The 16,479-nt window shown below is 39.9% G+C and carries 11 protein-coding genes and 2 pseudogenes; 8 read left to right on the top strand and 5 right to left on the bottom strand.

Features of this window, described 5'->3' with window-relative positions; all coding sequences use genetic code 11:
- Positions 1–353: 353 nt before the first annotated feature.
- Positions 354–1,277 carry a glutaminase B gene (glsB, locus tag P20652_RS00345; RefSeq protein ID WP_008172944.1) on the top strand — a complete coding sequence of 308 codons (924 nt, stop codon included), beginning with the start codon at positions 354–356 and terminating at the stop codon, positions 1,275–1,277.
- Positions 1,278–1,313: 36 nt separating this feature from the next.
- Here glsB and P20652_RS00350 read toward each other — a convergent pair whose 3' ends face one another.
- Complete coding sequence (locus P20652_RS00350; protein ID WP_033018245.1) at positions 1,314–2,618, bottom strand: inosine/guanosine kinase; 1,305 nt, start codon at positions 2,616–2,618, stop codon at positions 1,314–1,316.
- 178 nt (positions 2,619–2,796) lie between these two features.
- Between P20652_RS00350 and tadA the strand changes: the two genes are divergently transcribed.
- Complete coding sequence (tadA, locus tag P20652_RS00355; protein WP_008172941.1) at positions 2,797–3,303, top strand: tRNA adenosine(34) deaminase TadA; 507 nt, start codon at positions 2,797–2,799, stop codon at positions 3,301–3,303.
- Here tadA and P20652_RS20505 read toward each other — a convergent pair.
- Both P20652_RS20505 and mltF read right to left on the bottom strand, forming a co-directional pair.
- Positions 3,300–3,467 (bottom strand): hypothetical protein, encoded by a 168-nt coding sequence (locus tag P20652_RS20505; protein ID WP_008172939.1) that lies wholly within the window; start codon positions 3,465–3,467, stop codon positions 3,300–3,302. The two genes, tadA and P20652_RS20505, sit on opposite strands and share 4 nt — an antisense overlap.
- A gap of 173 nt (positions 3,468–3,640) precedes the next feature.
- Complete coding sequence (gene mltF / locus P20652_RS00360; protein WP_008172937.1) at positions 3,641–5,122, bottom strand: membrane-bound lytic murein transglycosylase MltF; 1,482 nt, start codon at positions 5,120–5,122, stop codon at positions 3,641–3,643.
- 211 nt (positions 5,123–5,333) lie between these two features.
- Here mltF and purL point away from each other — a divergent pair, with 211 nt between their 5' ends.
- The 4 genes from purL to P20652_RS00380 all read left to right on the top strand — a co-directional run bounded on the left by purL (position 5,334) and on the right by P20652_RS00380 (position 12,355).
- Positions 5,334–9,224, top strand: a complete 3,891-nt coding sequence (purL, locus tag P20652_RS00365) for a phosphoribosylformylglycinamidine synthase (RefSeq protein WP_008172936.1) — start codon at positions 5,334–5,336, stop codon at positions 9,222–9,224.
- 121 nt (positions 9,225–9,345) lie between these two features.
- Complete coding sequence (locus P20652_RS00370; RefSeq protein WP_008172935.1) at positions 9,346–11,814, top strand: YdbH domain-containing protein; 2,469 nt, start codon at positions 9,346–9,348, stop codon at positions 11,812–11,814.
- A 2-nt stretch (positions 11,815–11,816) separates the two neighbouring features.
- Positions 11,817–12,014, top strand: coding sequence for a YnbE family lipoprotein (locus P20652_RS00375; protein ID WP_007584699.1), 198 nt, complete (start codon positions 11,817–11,819; stop codon positions 12,012–12,014).
- Positions 12,015–12,025: 11 nt separating this feature from the next.
- Positions 12,026–12,355 (top strand): YdbL family protein, encoded by a 330-nt coding sequence (locus tag P20652_RS00380; RefSeq protein ID WP_008172934.1) that lies wholly within the window; start codon positions 12,026–12,028, stop codon positions 12,353–12,355.
- Between the two features lie 69 nt (positions 12,356–12,424).
- Here the strand turns inward: P20652_RS00380 and P20652_RS00385 are convergent, their stop codons facing one another.
- Both P20652_RS00385 and waaA read right to left on the bottom strand, forming a co-directional pair.
- Positions 12,425–12,973 (bottom strand): DUF1415 domain-containing protein, encoded by a 549-nt coding sequence (locus P20652_RS00385; RefSeq protein ID WP_008172933.1) that lies wholly within the window; start codon positions 12,971–12,973, stop codon positions 12,425–12,427.
- Positions 12,970–14,267, bottom strand: a pseudogene (waaA, locus tag P20652_RS19320) (lipid IV(A) 3-deoxy-D-manno-octulosonic acid transferase). The gene P20652_RS00385 and the pseudogene waaA overlap by 4 nt, the downstream one beginning before the upstream one ends.
- A gap of 181 nt (positions 14,268–14,448) precedes the next feature.
- Between waaA and P20652_RS00390 the strand changes: the two are divergent.
- Together P20652_RS00390 and hldE are read left to right on the top strand one after the other, a co-directional pair.
- The gene (locus P20652_RS00390; protein ID WP_008172930.1) at positions 14,449–15,039 is read left to right on the top strand and encodes an SIS domain-containing protein; all 591 of its coding nucleotides are present in this window, start codon (positions 14,449–14,451) and stop codon (positions 15,037–15,039) included.
- Positions 15,039–16,479 (top strand): annotated as a pseudogene (hldE, locus tag P20652_RS00395) (bifunctional D-glycero-beta-D-manno-heptose-7-phosphate kinase/D-glycero-beta-D-manno-heptose 1-phosphate adenylyltransferase HldE). Before P20652_RS00390 ends, hldE begins: the two are co-directional and overlap by 1 nt.

Genomic DNA, 16,479 nt, shown 5'->3' with positions numbered 1-16,479 from the left:
ATTTAATTAAGAGAAACCCGTTACAGTAATGTAACGGGTTTTTTGCTTTTTTGAATTTTGTAAATAGTCCATGCCGAACTCAGTGGCGAAATAAAATAGTTCTAAGGCGAGCCCCGCAGAAGGGCGCCCCGACACAAAGATAGTGTAGCATTTGCTATGTGACTCTTTACCGCTGTGGGCACTACGACATTACCAGGATTTAATTAAGAGAAACCCGTTACAGTAATGTAACGGGTTTTTTGCTTTTTTAAATTAAGCAAAATCCCCACCTTTAAATTCAATAACAAAACTAGGTGCCCCTAATCGCGCGTGCTAAAATTCAGTTTTTATGAACGACGATATAGAGGTCTAGATTGCCGACAGCTGATTACCAAAAGGTGCTTGATGAAATAGTACATGAAGTACGTCCTTTATTATCACAAGGGAAAGTAGCTGATTATATACCGGCGCTTGCAGAGGTTGATCCTGAGCAATTTTCTATCGCTATTTATACAACTGATGGTGAAACTGTGTGTGCGGGAGATTGTTCTCAACGCTTTACTATTCAATCAGTTTCTAAAGTTATGACCCTCACTATGGCATTACAACGTTATGGTGATGAACTTTGGCACAGAGTTGGAAAGGAACCCTCAGGCACTGCCTTTAACTCGCTTACTCAGCTTGAATTTGAAAAAGGCATACCGCGCAACCCATTTATTAATGCCGGTGCTATTGTAACGTGTGATGCGTTATACAGCCGTTTATCTGCCCCAATGCATTCAATGCTTGAAACCTTTAGGCTATTAGCTGGTAATAGAGGGATTATTATCGATAAGAAAGTTGCCAATTCAGAATATGAGTTTAGGCATCGTAATGCTGCTATGGCGCATTTAATGAAATCGTTTGGTAATTTTGAAAATGAAGTTGATGATGTTTTGTGGGCTTATTTTAACTTTTGTTCTATTGAACTCAATTGTATTGAATTAGCTAAAGCGTATAATTTTTTAGCGAATAAAGGTGTTGATAATCGATCAGGCAATCGTGTTTTAAGCAGCCGTCAAAATAAGCAGCTTAATTCGCTTTTATTTACGAGTGGCTTATATGATGCAGCAGGTGATTTTGGTTACAGAGTTGGTATGCCTGGTAAATCGGGAGTGTCAGGAACTATTTTAGCCGTATTACCAAATAAGTTTACGGTAGCTGTTTATTCTCCAGGGCTTAATTCGTTTGGTAACTCTGTTGCAGGAATTGCAGCACTGGAACTGCTATCTAAAAAACTCGATATTTCTATTTTTTAGGTAACCGATAGGGAGCAATAATTGCTCCCACCGATATTATTGTTCCCAATAAACTTGTTCTAGGCAGTCTTCGCGTTCTGGTAAACCACGAGATAAACGCGGAGAGTGCTGAACTAATACTTCGTAACTAGCTCGGTTAGCATATTTACTAATTTGCGATAGTGACGAGTAAGTAATAGCTTGTTGCTGATGTTTAGCTGAGTTTGCAACATTAAGTTTATGATAAACATTTGCAGATAAATCATGTAGCACAGCGGCTAATGCGCAATCGCCTGCACCATTAGTATTTTTGATTGAATCAGGTCCACCCATAAATGGGGCGGTATGACTATATGCTCTGATAGGCTCGTCACATTCATCTTTGCGCATCGCACGAGAGAATTCATAACGGTTAAAATCAGGTATTGCACCAGGTAATAACGGGTATTCGGTTTCACGCTTTAAATTTTCGTCAACGTATCCAGCCATAAATAAGCCTTTTTCGCCAGCGGTGCAAATTACTAAATCTACCCAATCAAGTGCTTTGTCAGCAGCGAGTAGCGGATCTTCAAAGCCTGTAATTGCCAAACCTTCTTCTTCGTTCATAGCAAGAATATCAACATGCTTTTCAACAAAGTTTGCCCACCAAGTAGGGTCTTGTTCAATTAAGAACTTAGTACCGAGTGTAAGCACAACTGGCACACCTGCATCATTAGCGTATTTTACCGCTTGCATAGTCGCTTCAGTCATTGTTTCGCTACCTTGGGTTCGCATAAGGTAAGCGCTGATCACTAACGCTGATGAGTTTTCTATCAGGTTTTTATCGATAGACTCAGGGCGTAAGTGATTCATTAAGCCTGCGCTTATTGCAAATGTACGCTCACCGGTTTCATCAATTAATGTAAAGCAACGACCAATAGGTCCATCAACTGGTTGAAGGTAATTTAAGTCTACACGGCTTGAGGTGTTACATAAAAAGCGGTAAGCATAGCTACCTATTTTTATATTTTCGCTCATTACGCCTAATAAAACTGAGCGATCATCTGCAAGTACAGAGTAGTTATGCATCGTGTTGCCAATGGTTCCACCGGCAAACTCAAAATCAACCATATCGTTTAGTTTTAAACGATCGTATAAGGCGTTTGTTATATCGCTATCAATAACTTGCGACATACCTCTACGTAGTTGAAATTCGTCAAGGAAAGCTTGATCAACTTTTGCCTCTATATCAACAACGATTTGATCGATACCCGTAATATAGCTACGTTGTAATCTATCTGTTGCGTTAAGTTGATTGGTTAGTGGATCTTTGGCTTCCACTGGAAAATAATGTTTATGCCTGCGGCGTCCAGGAAATTTCATTTGCTACCCGTGTTGTGAGCTAAATAAAAAAAGCGTGATATTATAGCGTAAATCAGCACGAGTGAGCCATTACAAACAGGTAAATATTGTTTTATTTTTGCAATAAACTAATCAATGACGCACTTTAGCGTCCTAACTAGGTATAATTACAGTATAAAAAGTTATTTAAGTAGAAACAATGAACGAGCCATTTGATGATTCATACTGGATGGAACAAGCCCTTTTGTATGCAAAGCAAGCAGAGTTGCTTGATGAAATTCCTGTGGGTGCGATTATAGTCAAAGATAATCAGCTGATTTCGGTAGGGTATAATCGTTCAATAACCGATAATGACCCATCAGCACACGCCGAAATGATTGCAGTGCGAGAAGCTGGAAAAGTCCTTAACAACTATCGCTTAATTGATTGCACGCTATACGTAACGTTAGAGCCTTGTTCTATGTGCGCTGGATTGTTAGTACATAGCAGAATAAAGCGTTTAGTGTTTGGTGCAGTAGATGCAAAAACAGGATCTGCCGGTTCAATTATGAATTTATTACAAGAGCCTAAGTTAAATCATCAAGTTGAGGTGTGTGGTGGTATTTTGGCACAGCAGTGCGGTGCTACTATTTCGGATTTTTTTAAACGAAGAAGGGCGCAAATTAAAGCAGCTAAAAAAGCTGCCCGAGGTGCTACCAGTCTTTAATTAACGATTGGCTGGATTTGTGAGCCTTCCATTTGCTGCATGGCAAACATGCGACGGCGCCAGATTATTTTTTTGTGTAGTCTGCGCAACATAACACGGCGACGTGTTGCAGTTGAGTAAATTACATTGCGTTTTAATTTTTGTGTGCGTCTACGTTTTAGCATGTGTTCTCCTAATGCGTAAGGTTGAGAAAGGCACAAGGTATACCTTTATAAAAAACGATATACGATTGCACCACATTAGTGATCATTTGATGACAAGTAAATAGATATTTAATTTAACCTTAATTGTGATTAAGAGGTTTGCTCATTCAATTTCTCCGCTCCTTCTTTATCTACTACGTTTGATTTTCAGGTATATCGTTAACTGGTTCGGAATCAGTGATGGGTTCAATTTTATTACTTTTTTCGCCAATAGCCTCTACGGAGGGTTCTATAACATCTATTGGATCTACTTTTGGTTCTGGCTCAATAGCATCATTTTCATCTAGCCAAACGAGTGCATCATAATACCGACGAATATTATCAACATATTTAACAGCTACATCGCCACGAGCATAACCGTAGCGTGTTTTACGGTAATATCGCTTTTTAATTAAAAGCGGCAGGCGTTTCTTAACGTCAGCCCATTTATCGGGGCTTGCACCTTGTTGCTCGGTAATTATGCGAGCATCGTTAACGTGCCCCCAACCTACGTTGTAAGCCGCTAATGCAAGCCATGTTCTATCCGGTTGAGGGATTCTGTCTGGGATGCGTTTAATGAGCTTGCTTAAATATTTAGCGCCGCCGCGAATATTTTGCTCTGGTTCTAAGCGATTAGTTACACCCACTTGTTTGGCTGTAATACGCGTTAGCATCATAATGCCACGCACACCCGTAGGTGATTTAGCGCGCGGATTCCACATTGACTCTTGATAGCTAAGTGCTGCGAGTAAGCGCCAATCAAGGCTTCCTGCATATTGTTCAAACCATGGCTGGTATGTAGGCAAGGTTTCTTTAATTGCTTCTATGTACGCTAGGGTATTTACATAGTTAAATTGGCGTACGTGGCCAAAGTATTTTTCTTCAAGTACGTAGAGTTGATTGCTTTGTTTAATATCACCAAAAAAAGGTACCAGTAAAGCATATAAAGAGTCGTCTTTAGATTTATTGAGGATCCATGCAATCGGGTCGTTATGACTAACAGAAAAACCGATACTTAAATTTGGATGATAACGACGAAACAGCGATAGCGTATGTGTATCAGCGAGTGTGTAATCTATTTCGCCATCAATAACCGCTTGTAAAAGTTCTTCCTCGTCAAATTCTTCGCTTTCTGTCCAAGTGAGATCGGGGTTGTTCTTTTTCATTTTTTGTAGAGTAAGCGAATGGCTACTTTTTGCTATAACGGTAAAATTACCATCTAAATCATCAAATTCACGAGGGCGAACACGTCCTTGCTTATAAACTAATTTTTGGCTGATTGTTCTGTAAGTTGGCCCATAGCGGTATTGCTCTGCACGGGTTTTATTATAGGTAAGTCCTGAAGCAATTAAATCTAAATCGCCGCTTTCAAGGCGTTCAAACATATCAGATAAGTTAAAAAATGGGACTATTTCAAGCTCTACACCTAAATAATCAGCAAAAGCTTGGGAAAGTTCATATTCAAAGCCTTGCTCACCTTGAACGGCTTGATAATAATTACTTGCGCTTGCAAGTGTGCCTACACGTATTTTGTTTTGTTCTTTTATTTGGGCGAGTTGAGTAGGCTGTTCTTGCATATCACATGCACATAACAGCATTACTAAAGTAATGATTATTATTAGTTTTTCTTTCAACATTATTTGCCTCTTTACCCCACTAAACTCCGTTATAGCAAAACTTAGCCATCACGTCACTTTACCTTTTATTTTATTAACCAAAAGAGGGTATAAATAAAGCTAAAAAGTTAATTTTATGAAAAGCGTAATTTTGAGTTAAAACTGAATGCTAATTGGACTATAATGCGTGCCTAAAATATCGTTCAATCCCTAACCCCGGATGAAATTACCTATGTTGATCCTTCGTGGTGCACCAGCACTTTCAGAGTTCAGAGTTAATAAAATTTTAGCGCGTTGCCAACAATCGCAACTTCCAGTCACTAACGTATATGCCGAGTATGCTCACTTTGCCGATTTAACATCGCCGTTGAGTAGCTCTGAGCAAACCAAGCTTGAAAAACTATTAACTTACGGTCCAACTATTGCTGAGCATACCCCAGCTGGCAAACTTGTACTTGTTACACCTCGCCCAGGTACCATTTCACCTTGGGCATCTAAAGCTACCGACATCGCCCACAACTGTGGTTTAAAGCAGGTTCACCGTGTTGAACGCGGTATTGCTTATTATGTTGAAGGTGATTTAAACGCAGAACAACTTGCACAAGTAACTGCGTTATTGCACGACCGTATGACTGAAGCCACACACAGTGAGCTTGAAGATGCTGCACAACTTTTTCGCAGTGATGCACCGCGCCAAATGTCGTCTGTTGATATTTTAGGTGGAGGACGTGAAGCATTAGCTAACGCGAATGTTGAACAAGGCTTTGCGCTTGCTGATGATGAAATAGACTACTTAGTAGAAAACTTTATAAAGTTAGGCCGTAACCCTAACGACATCGAACTGTTTATGTTTGCACAAGCAAACTCAGAGCATTGTCGCCATAAAATATTTAATGCTGACTGGACAATCGATGGAAAAGAGCAGCCAAAATCGCTGTTTAAAATGATTAAAAATACTTTTGAGCTAAACCCTGAAAATGTATTGTCGGCGTATAAAGATAACGCGGCAGTAATGAAAGGCTCAAAAGCGGGTCGCTTCTTCCCAAATGCGCAAGGTGAATATGCGTATCATCAAGAAGACATTGAAATACTAATGAAAGTTGAAACGCATAACCACCCAACAGCTATTGCGCCATTCTCAGGTGCTGCTACAGGCTCTGGTGGTGAAATTCGCGATGAAGGCGCAACTGGTCGTGGCTCTAAGCCAAAAGCAGGTTTAGTTGGCTTTACTGTATCAAACTTACGTATTCCAGGTTACGAGCAACCATGGGAAAGCGATTTTGGTAAGCCGAGTCGTATTGTTAATGCGCTTGATATAATGACAGAGGGTCCACTAGGTGGCGCTGCATTTAATAACGAGTTTGGTCGTCCTAACTTATTAGGCTACTTCCGTACTTACGAAGAAAAAGTAACAAGCCATAATGGCGAAGAAGTACGTGGTTATCATAAACCCATTATGCTTGCCGGTGGTTTAGGTAATATTCGCGCTGATCATGTTCAAAAAGGCGATATTCCTGTTGGCGCTAAATTAATTGCGCTAGGTGGACCTGCAATGAACATTGGCTTAGGCGGTGGTGCTGCATCAAGCATGGCCTCTGGTCAATCAAACGAAGATTTAGACTTTGCTTCAGTACAGCGCGAAAACCCAGAAATGGAACGTCGTTGCCAAGAAGTTATCGATAAATGCTGGCAGCTAGGTGATGAAAACCCAATTGCATTCATCCACGATGTAGGTGCTGGCGGTTTATCAAATGCGTTTCCTGAGCTTGTTAATGATGGCGGACGTGGTGGTAAGTTCCAATTACGTAGCATCCCTAACGATGAGCCAGGCATGGCACCACACGAAATTTGGTGTAATGAATCACAAGAGCGTTATGTACTCGCTGTTGGCGTAGAGGACTTTGACCGCTTTGAAGCAATTTGTAAGCGTGAACGTGCTCAGTACGCTGTTATTGGTGAAGCAACCGCTGAACCTCACTTAACCGTGTCAGACAGCCATTTTGAAAATAACCCTGTTGATTTACCGCTGGACGTATTATTAGGTAAAGCACCTAAAATGCACCGCGATGTAACGTCAAAGCAAGTTGTTGGTAAAGCGCTTGATACTACATTAATAAATGCAGCAGATGCAGCGCAGCGCTTAATGCGCCTACCAGCCATTGCAGAAAAAACATTCCTAATAACAATCGGCGATCGCTCAGTTACCGGTTTGGTAGCGCGCGATCAAATGGTTGGTCCTTGGCAAGTCCCTGTTGCTAACTGTGCGGTAACTGCGGCAACGTATGATACTTATCACGGTGAAGCTATGTCACTCGGTGAGCGTACTCCGGCTGCATTACTTAATTACGGTGCATCTGCTCGTTTAGCTGTAGCTGAGTCGTTAACTAATATTGCCTGTGCAAATATTGGTAGCCTTGAAAATATTAAGTTATCGGCAAACTGGATGGCAGCAGCGGGTCACCCAGGTGAAGATGCTGGTTTATACGAAGCGGTTAAAGCCGTAGGGGAAGAGCTTTGTCCTGCGCTTGGTTTAACGATTCCAGTAGGTAAAGATTCTATGTCAATGAAAACGACATGGAAAGATGAAGGTGACTTACAAGAGAAGTCAGTAACTTCGCCGCTTTCACTGGTTATAACTGCGTTTGGTCGTGTTGACGACGTACGTAAAACAGTCACTCCACAACTACGCACAGATAAAGGCGATACATCGCTTATATTAGTTGATTTAGGTGCGGGTAAAAACCGCATGGGCGCATCAAGCCTTGCGCAAGTTTATAAGCAATTGGGTGATGTAACACCTGATGTTGATAACCCAGAGTTATTAAAAGGCTTTTATAACGCAATGCAAGCGCTTGTGGCTGATAGTAAGTTACTTGCTTATCATGACCGCTCAGACGGTGGTTTATTTACCACGGTTGCTGAAATGGCGTTTACGGGTCATACCGGTGTAACGGTTGATTTAGCTGGTTTAACAGGCTCTGACATTGAAGCGCTTTATAACGAAGAGCTAGGTGCGGTCATTCAAGTTGCAAATAGTGATTTAGATGCGGTAAATGCAGTGTTTGAACAACATGGTATAGCAGCAATTAGCCACAACATTGGCACGCTTAATGGCGATGATACGATTATATTTAACCGTGGCGAAAATACGGTTCTTAATCATACGCGTACTGAGCTTCGTACTATTTGGGCTGAAACAACGTATCAAATGCAAGCACGCCGTGATAACCCTGAATGTGCTAAGCAAGAGTTTGATGCTAAATTTGATGCAAAAGATCCAGGCTTAAACGTAAAACTTAACTTTGATTTAAACGAAGATATAGCTGCACCATACATTGCAACCGGTGCTAAACCGCAAATGGCTATTTTACGTGAGCAGGGTGTTAACTCTCATTTAGAAATGGCGGCAGCGTTTAATCGCGCAGGTTTTGCAGCCGTTGATGTACACATGAGTGACATTTTAGAAGGTCGTTTAACGCTAGAGCAATTTAAAGGTTTAGTGGCCTGTGGTGGTTTCTCATACGGTGACGTACTTGGTGCGGGTGAAGGTTGGGCTAAGTCTATTTTGTTTAACGACATGGCACGCGATCAGTTCCAAAACTTCTTCCACCGTGAAGATACCTTTAGCTTAGGTGTATGTAACGGTTGCCAAATGTTATCAACGTTAAAAGAGTTAATTCCGGGTACTGAACATTGGCCGCGCTTTGTAACTAATAAATCAGAGCGTTTTGAAGCACGCTTTAGTTTAGTAGAAATACAAGAGAATCCGTCTGTATTCTTTAACGGAATGGCTGGCTCGCGTATGCCTATAGCGGTTTCTCATGGTGAAGGTCATGCTGAGTTTGCAAACGATGCAGCCACTAAAGCGGCGCTTAATAGCGGCACTGTAGCGGTTAAGTTTGTAGATAACTACGGTAACCCTACAACGCAGTACCCAGCTAACCCTAATGGATCTCCAGAAGGTATTACAGGTATTACGTCAACTGATGGTCGCGCCACTGTAATGATGCCGCATCCAGAACGTGTATTCAGAAGCGTTGCCAACTCTTGGCACCCAGATGAGTGGAACGAGGATAGCCCGTGGATGCGCATGTTCCGTAATGCACGTAAAAACGTAGGCTAATTATAATTACGTTTATACAAGTTAGATTCATAATCTTACTGTAAAATAAAAAAGGCTGCATTGTGCAGCCTTTTTTGATTAGTATAGTTTTAGCTAAAAGCACAAAGCATTTAAGGATAGTATGTTTAAGCGAGTTGGTTTAATTGTTGGTGTTTTATTGCTAAGTACCTTGCTGCTTAGTTATGTGTTTCGCTTGCCGTTATTACAGTGGGCTATAGCGCCTGAGCTTAAAAAAGCAGGCATTACGTTAAGTTGTCTCGATTTTTCAATTACGTCTGAACTAAATATTCATGCTGATAGAGTGTGTTTAAATTATCAAAATCAACAATTACAACTTACTGGTATTACTGCAAATACAAAGCGTGTAGATATTGAAAATGCAGTGTTAACGGTTAATTCACTCCCTAAAAGTGATAATGCTAATCAGCTTGCTAAAAATCTCGATTTAGCGCTTCCCTTAAATCGCCCATTAATCAATATTAAACAGCTTGTAGTAAAAAGTGATGCGCTCAATAAGCCACTTAAAATAAGCATATTAGAACCCGAACTAAATAAATTTAATGTCTCAGGTGATATAAACGCGAGTGCAATTTTGACTGCTAATAAAGTAAGTGGTCAGTTTGAAATTAATGACACTTTTTTAAAGCACGTTATAAACACTAAAAATACATTAATAGCAGATTTTAACTTTAATACTCAGCAAGCATTTAGCTTTGACGGTATGGAGCTTGAGTTAAATGGCGGTATTAACTCTCAGTTTACTTACACGTATGAGTTTTCTCATACAAATCAGCAGTGCCAGATTAACGTATTAACCACTGGTAAATTGGCGACGCGTTTTAATTTAAATAGCCAAGCGTTAATGTTTAATACCGATTTGCTTAATAATAAAATTAATTTTACACAAAGCTGTGCCGAGTTAATTCCACCGAGTGAATATGCAGGCTTTGTGAGCAATCAAGTGCCTTTAAATTGGCAACTAACACTCCCTCAATCAATTCGCTTAGAGGGCAGTGAGTTGAGTGTACCTGCAATTAATTTGGTGAGTGAAGGTGATAAACTATTCGATTTTTTAATAACAGATACAACACTAGATATTACATCTCCACTTGTGTACTTACAGACGAATTTATCAGCTCAAATAAATACACCCGATATAAATAATATTAGCGTTAATGCTCAGTTATCTGGCACTGCTATTAAAGGCGATTACGCTATTGTCCTTGAAAGTTTACCTGAGTTTGCTCCCGCAACAGCGAATGGGCTTAGCCTTAGTGGTCACTTTGATATAAGTGATTTTATAGACTCAAAACCAGTTGGGCTTATAAATGCTAAATTAACGCTTAATAGTGTAGATGCGTTTGATATAAGTGCAGTGCAATACCAAGGTGATTTAACAGCAAAAATGGATAAACAGTTAAACGCAGAGGTAGCGTTAACTCAGCAATTAAAAAGCGCAGAATATAAAGAATTTAAAGTCACAGATATAAGTAACACATTAACAGCAAATGCTAATTTAGGCGTAGGTGAGTTATTTGCTGATCTAACAGCAAAAACGAATATAAAGGCTGTTAATAGCCCCGACATAAAACTTAATAATATAAAAGTAGAGTCTACGGGCTTGCAAGGCCGTGCACTAAAAGCCACGCATCACGCATTTATAAATAATGTTGAGTTAGTGATAAATCATCATATGTCGTCGCAAGCTCATCCGTTTGAAGTGGTTATTCCTGAACAAAGTGCGCTGCCGTTAAATGCGTTTATTAGTCAATTTGAGCCACTTGCACAACTAACAGAGGGTGAATTTAATGGCTATATTAGTGGCGATATAAACTTACAAAATGCACTGTTCAATATAGGGATTAGTCATGCAAGTGCACTGTATAACGATTACCTTGCGAGTGATTTAAACAGTACATTTAGTGGGAAATATAATTCAGGTAAGCTTAATGTAAAACCAACTACCTTTAATCTAAATGAATTTAGAGCAGGTGCTGTAGTTAAAGGGATTGAAGGGCAATGGCAAGTTAATAACAATACCGCGTTTATAAATGATGTAAAAGGAAATGTGTTTGGTGGCGAGTTTTCGTTAGATACCTACATAGTAGGGAAGCCAAACCAAGTTGCTAATGTTAAGTTTGAAAATATTGATGCCAGTAAACTCGTTACACTCGACGATAAGTCTGGTATTACATTAATAGGTCGCTTGGCGGGCACGTTACCAGTCCATTTTAATCGTGGTAAAATTGAAATAATTGACGGTAAGTTATTTAGCCAAGGAACAGGTAATTTAAAAATTACCAATAATGCCGCGTTTGATTCAGTGATGCAGCAACAGCAAGAGTTGCAACCTGTGTTAGGGCTATTAACTAATTTAGATATTCAAAAACTTAATAGCAGTGTGGCACTAAAAAATGATGGTTGGTTAAAACTAGGGGTTAATTTGCAAGGCTATAATAAAGCAGAGCAGCAGCAGGTTAACTTTAATTATAACCACGAAGAAAACGTATTTACACTTTTGCGTGCACTGCGTTTGAGTGACGAAATTACACAAAAAGTTGAGCAACAATACTCACAAAAAGGAAACTAATAATGAGACAGTCGTTATTGATAAAAGTACTGCTCGCGCTTGGTGCTATTAGTGCATTAAGTGCCTGTACGCACCGTGTTGAGGTGTCTGCTAAAGAGCCCATTACTATTAATTTAAATGTGAAGGTTGATCACGAAATTCGCGTAAAAGTAGATAAAGAACTCGATAGTTTGTTTAGTGACGACAGTGAGTTATTTTAAGGAGCTAAAACATGAATACGAAGAAAAAATTAAACATTATTACGTTAGTTAGTGCAGTATGTATGTCGTTCTCTGCGTGGGCTATTAGCCTTGATGATGCTAAAAACCAAGGTTTAGTAGGTGAGGATAGCTCTGGTTATTTAGGACTTGTTGTACAAAACGAAGAGGCAAAAGCCGTTGTTAATGACATAAATGCAAAGCGTAAAGCGCAATATTTAAAGTTGGCTAAAAAGAATAACTTGTCACTTTCACAAATAGAAGCACTTGCTGCGGCCAAAACAATTGAAAAAACCCAAAGTGGTCATTACGTTGAAGTAAATGGTAACTGGGTTAAAAAATAAGCTTAGGTATTACTTGTTTTGCAAAAGTTTTGCACAAAGTTTTTTACAAACCAAAATAAAACCGAGCGTTTAAGCGCTCGGTTTTTTACAGCCTTCAAGTAACTGCTGCCAAAAATCAATCCCCTTACGCCTTGCTAGGTTTATATTATGCTCAGGAATAGATTCAGGTTCGTTATAATTATCAAGTGCTTCGCTCATACTTGCTTCGCGTATTAAATGCAAAGTAGGAAAGGGCGCTCTATTTGTGTAGTTTGCGGCATCGGTTTCATCACTGTCGGCAAATACATAATCAGGATGAAAGTTAGCAATTTGATACTTCCCTTCAAACCCCTGCGCGACTAAAAGCGCATTAGCTAAATCGACCAAGTCTAGAAAGTCTTCAAAATCACTAAAGCCGCTGTCAAACATGATAAGGGTTGTTTCGCGCTCTGGTTCGCGGTCAAGCTCAACACATTGCTCAAGCATATCCATTACGGCATCATCCATACTTGCTGCTGGACTTACTATGTAATGAATACAGTTATTTTCTACTTCTTTTCGAGCAAACGGGCAAAAGTTATATTTAACAATAACAGATGACACCCATTCGCGGGTTTGGCTTATAGCTATGTTGGTCACGGTTTTGGCTCTAAATATTGATTAATAATGGTAAGTGTTTTTTGTATAGCACCTTGGTTTTTAGCAACGCATTGCACCGCTTTGATGCCTAAAGTTTGGCACGCTTTTGTGTTTTGGCTAAACGTTATGAGCTGCTTTGCTAGTTCGTCGTTGTTATCAACCATTACGGCGCCTTTGAGCTTTATTAGCTCGGGATAAACATGGTCAAAATTGTATGTGTGTGGACCTGTTATTACACCTACCGAAAATGCTGCTGATTCCAGTGGGTTATGCCCACCTCTGCGAATTAAGCTGCCACCAATAAAGCTTACATTTGCAGCGCCATATAAACACTGTAACTCACCAAGCGTATCAGCAAGGAGTACTTGCTCATTGTTATAGTTATTTTGGCTACGACGGCTAAAGCTAAGTGGGCTTTGTGTTAAAAGCTCTCCCACTTTATCAAACTGCTCTGGGTGGCGCGGGGCTATTATAAGTAATGCATTTGGTTGCTTTTTTAGTAACTCTTGATGGGCTGAAAGTACCAGCTCATGCTCAACAGGATGTGTTGAGCCTGCCACCCATACAAAGCGTTCATCGTTATTGTCTTCATTACTGTTATAAAGCTTTTTAAGGTTGAGTACTTTGGCTAATTGCTCGTCACTAGGTGTTATATCAAATTTAATTGAGCCTGTTACATGGCTTTTTGAAGCTTCAAGGCCAAGCTCTATAAAACGCTCCGCATCTGTTTTATTGTGACTCGCAAGCACTGTAATTGAGCGCATAATAATATGCGTTAATTTAGCGACCTTTTGATAGCCTTGCTGCGATTTTTCAGAGAGTCTTGCATTGATTACAAGCACCGGTATGTTTTTTTGTGACTTATTGCCATTAAATTTGGCCATAATTCGGTTTCTAAAATACATAATGCTTGTGGCTTTATACGTTTTAAAAATCTGGCTGTCGCAAACGGAAAATCGATTGGTAAATAGCTACACGCTACAGTATTTTTAAACTGGTTTAGTACTTGCTCTCTACCTGTTGGAGTATTACAGGTTATAAGTATATTTAAATTTGGATGCGCTTTTTGCAAAGCTTTAATAAGCGGCGTTGCGGCAAGTACCTCACCAACAGAAGCACAATGAAAAACTAAAGGTTTAGTTTTAACCGTAAATAAATATTTACTGACAAACCCAAAGCGCTCTTTAAAGTGTGTACGATAGCCTTGGTTTTTTTTACCTCGCAAAATATAGAGATAAAATACAATCAGTGGGCTAATTATAATTAATGCCAAAGAGTAAAAAATGCGTGCCATACTGATCTTTCTTAAAGGGAGGTGGCGTTAGTTTACCGTGAAATAGACGCTTTCTAAACATACTCGCAATAAAATATGGTCTGGGTTCAGTTATAACCCGATAAAATGCACACAATTAAATAAAATTATGGAATAATGGATTTAATTTTTCCCTGCTATTTCAGTTCCTAGAGGAATTTTCATGTCAATTATCGATTCAGTGGCAACTAGCTACGTTGAAACATTAAACCGTCATCAGGCATTATTTGAAACGATGGAAGCTTATCATCAAGAATCTATGCAACTGTTAGAAGCATGCCGTAGTGCATTACAAGCTGGTGGCAAGATTGTTTGGTTTGGTAACGGCGGTAGTGCAGCCGATGCGCAGCATTTAGCAGCAGAATTTGTAGTGCGTTATAAATTAGAGCGTGGTCCGCTTGCCTCGATGGCATTGACCACCGACACATCAATTTTAACTGCACACAGCAACGATTATCACTTTGATACGGTGTTTGAACGCCAAGTTCAAGCGCTATGTAAGCCAGAAGATTTAGTGATTGGTTTAACCACATCAGGTACTAGTAATAATATTAATTTAGCATTAGAAGCTGCAAATAAACTAGGTGCCTTTACCGTGGCATTAACTGGGCGTGATGGCGGTAAGGTAAAAGATATTGCTAAGTTACCTATCATTATAAAAAATGATGAAACAGCACGTATTCAAGAAGCTCACATGTTTATAGGTCACTGGTTATGTGAAGCCATGGATATGGTTGTTGCGGAGCAGCAGTAATGGATTTATCGTTATTAAAAAACTTATCTAAAGCACGTATATTAGTTGTTGGCGACGTAATGCTAGACCGTTATTGGTATGGTGATACAGGTCGTATTTCGCCAGAAGCGCCAGTCCCTGTTGTTAAAGTAAGTAAATTTGAAGACAAAGCAGGCGGAGCAGCTAACGTTGCAAAAAATATAGCGCGGTTAGATGCAAAAGTTGGCTTACTAGGCTTAATTGGTGAAGACGAAAGTGGGCTGATTTTAGAAACCATTCTAAAAGGTGAAAAAATCAACTCACAACTAGTTAGTGTCTGCGATTTACCGACTATTTCAAAAATGCGTGTTATTAGTCGTCACCAGCAATTAGTTCGTCTTGATTTAGAAGAAACATTTACTGAGCAGCATAGTCAGCTACTACTAAACCGCTTAGAGCTTGTGCTTGATGAATACGACTTTATTGTGTTCTCTGATTACAGCAAAGGATCTTTAAGCTTAATTAAAGAGATGGTAAGCCTTGCTAAGGGCGCCGGAAAAACGGTTTTAATCGACCCTAAATCGCCAGATTTACATTTATATGAAGGTGCTGATTACATTACGCCTAACTTACATGAGTTTAAGTTAGCGGGTGGTCAAACCGATTCAGAAGAAGCTTTAGCGGCAAGCGCGCGCGATTTAATTAGCAAAAATGGCATTAAAGCCATGTTACTTACGCGTTCTGAGCAAGGTATGTCGCTTATTAACGCAGATGAAAAGTTTGATTTCGCAGCGCAAGAGCTTGAAGTAAGCGATGTAACCGGGGCTGGTGATACGGTTATAGCTACACTCGCTGTTATGCTTGGCGCGGGCATGGAACCTAAAGATGCAGTCGAAATTGCTAATTTAGCGGCAGGTATAGCGGTTAGTAAATTTGGTGCAGCAACTGTCTCGCCAGAAGAGCTAAGCCGTAAGCTTGGTCAGTATTTACATACCACGGGTGAGCATTACCAAACACCATTTGATGATGTACTTCAGCATATTGAATTTGCAAAACAAAACGGCGAAACCATTGTATTCACTAATGGCTGTTTTGATATTTTACATGCTGGGCATGTGCGTTATTTAGCACAAGCTAAAGCGCGCGGCGATAGACTCGTTGTTGGATTAAATAATGATGAATCTATTACGCGTTTAAAAGGGGCAGATCGTCCTATTAACCCGCTCGATGAACGTGCGATGGTGCTTAGCGCACTTTCATCAGTTGATTGGGTTATTCCATTTGGTAGCTTAGATGAAAACGATACTCCCGCTAAATTAATTGAGCAAATAAGCCCTGATATTTTAGTCAAGGGTGGCGACTATACCGTAGAGCAAATAGCAGGTGCTGAACATGTACTTCGCCATGGCGGAAAAGTTGAAGTGCTGGAGTTTTTTAGATGGATGTTCAACATCAAAAGTAATTAGTAAAATTAAACAGTGA

Source organism: Pseudoalteromonas sp. BSi20652, assembly GCF_000239855.1.
Classification (GTDB): Bacteria; Pseudomonadota; Gammaproteobacteria; order Enterobacterales; family Alteromonadaceae; genus Pseudoalteromonas.
This window is presented reverse-complemented; position numbering and strand designations above follow the sequence as displayed.

Coding starts and splice junctions, on each gene's coding strand:
- P20652_RS20505 (WP_008172939.1), bottom strand. CDS start 3,467: ATGCTAAAACGTAGACGCACACAAAAATTAAAACGCAATGTAATTTAC.
- mltF (WP_008172937.1), bottom strand. CDS start 5,122: ATGTTGAAAGAAAAACTAATAATAATCATTACTTTAGTAATGCTGTTA.
- P20652_RS00370 (WP_008172935.1), top strand. CDS start 9,346: ATGTTTAAGCGAGTTGGTTTAATTGTTGGTGTTTTATTGCTAAGTACC.
- tadA (WP_008172941.1), top strand. CDS start 2,797: ATGAACGAGCCATTTGATGATTCATACTGGATGGAACAAGCCCTTTTG.
- P20652_RS00390 (WP_008172930.1), top strand. CDS start 14,449: ATGTCAATTATCGATTCAGTGGCAACTAGCTACGTTGAAACATTAAAC.
- P20652_RS00375 (WP_007584699.1), top strand. CDS start 11,817: ATGAGACAGTCGTTATTGATAAAAGTACTGCTCGCGCTTGGTGCTATT.
- P20652_RS00380 (WP_008172934.1), top strand. CDS start 12,026: ATGAATACGAAGAAAAAATTAAACATTATTACGTTAGTTAGTGCAGTA.
- P20652_RS00350 (WP_033018245.1), bottom strand. CDS start 2,618: ATGAAATTTCCTGGACGCCGCAGGCATAAACATTATTTTCCAGTGGAA.
- purL (WP_008172936.1), top strand. CDS start 5,334: ATGTTGATCCTTCGTGGTGCACCAGCACTTTCAGAGTTCAGAGTTAAT.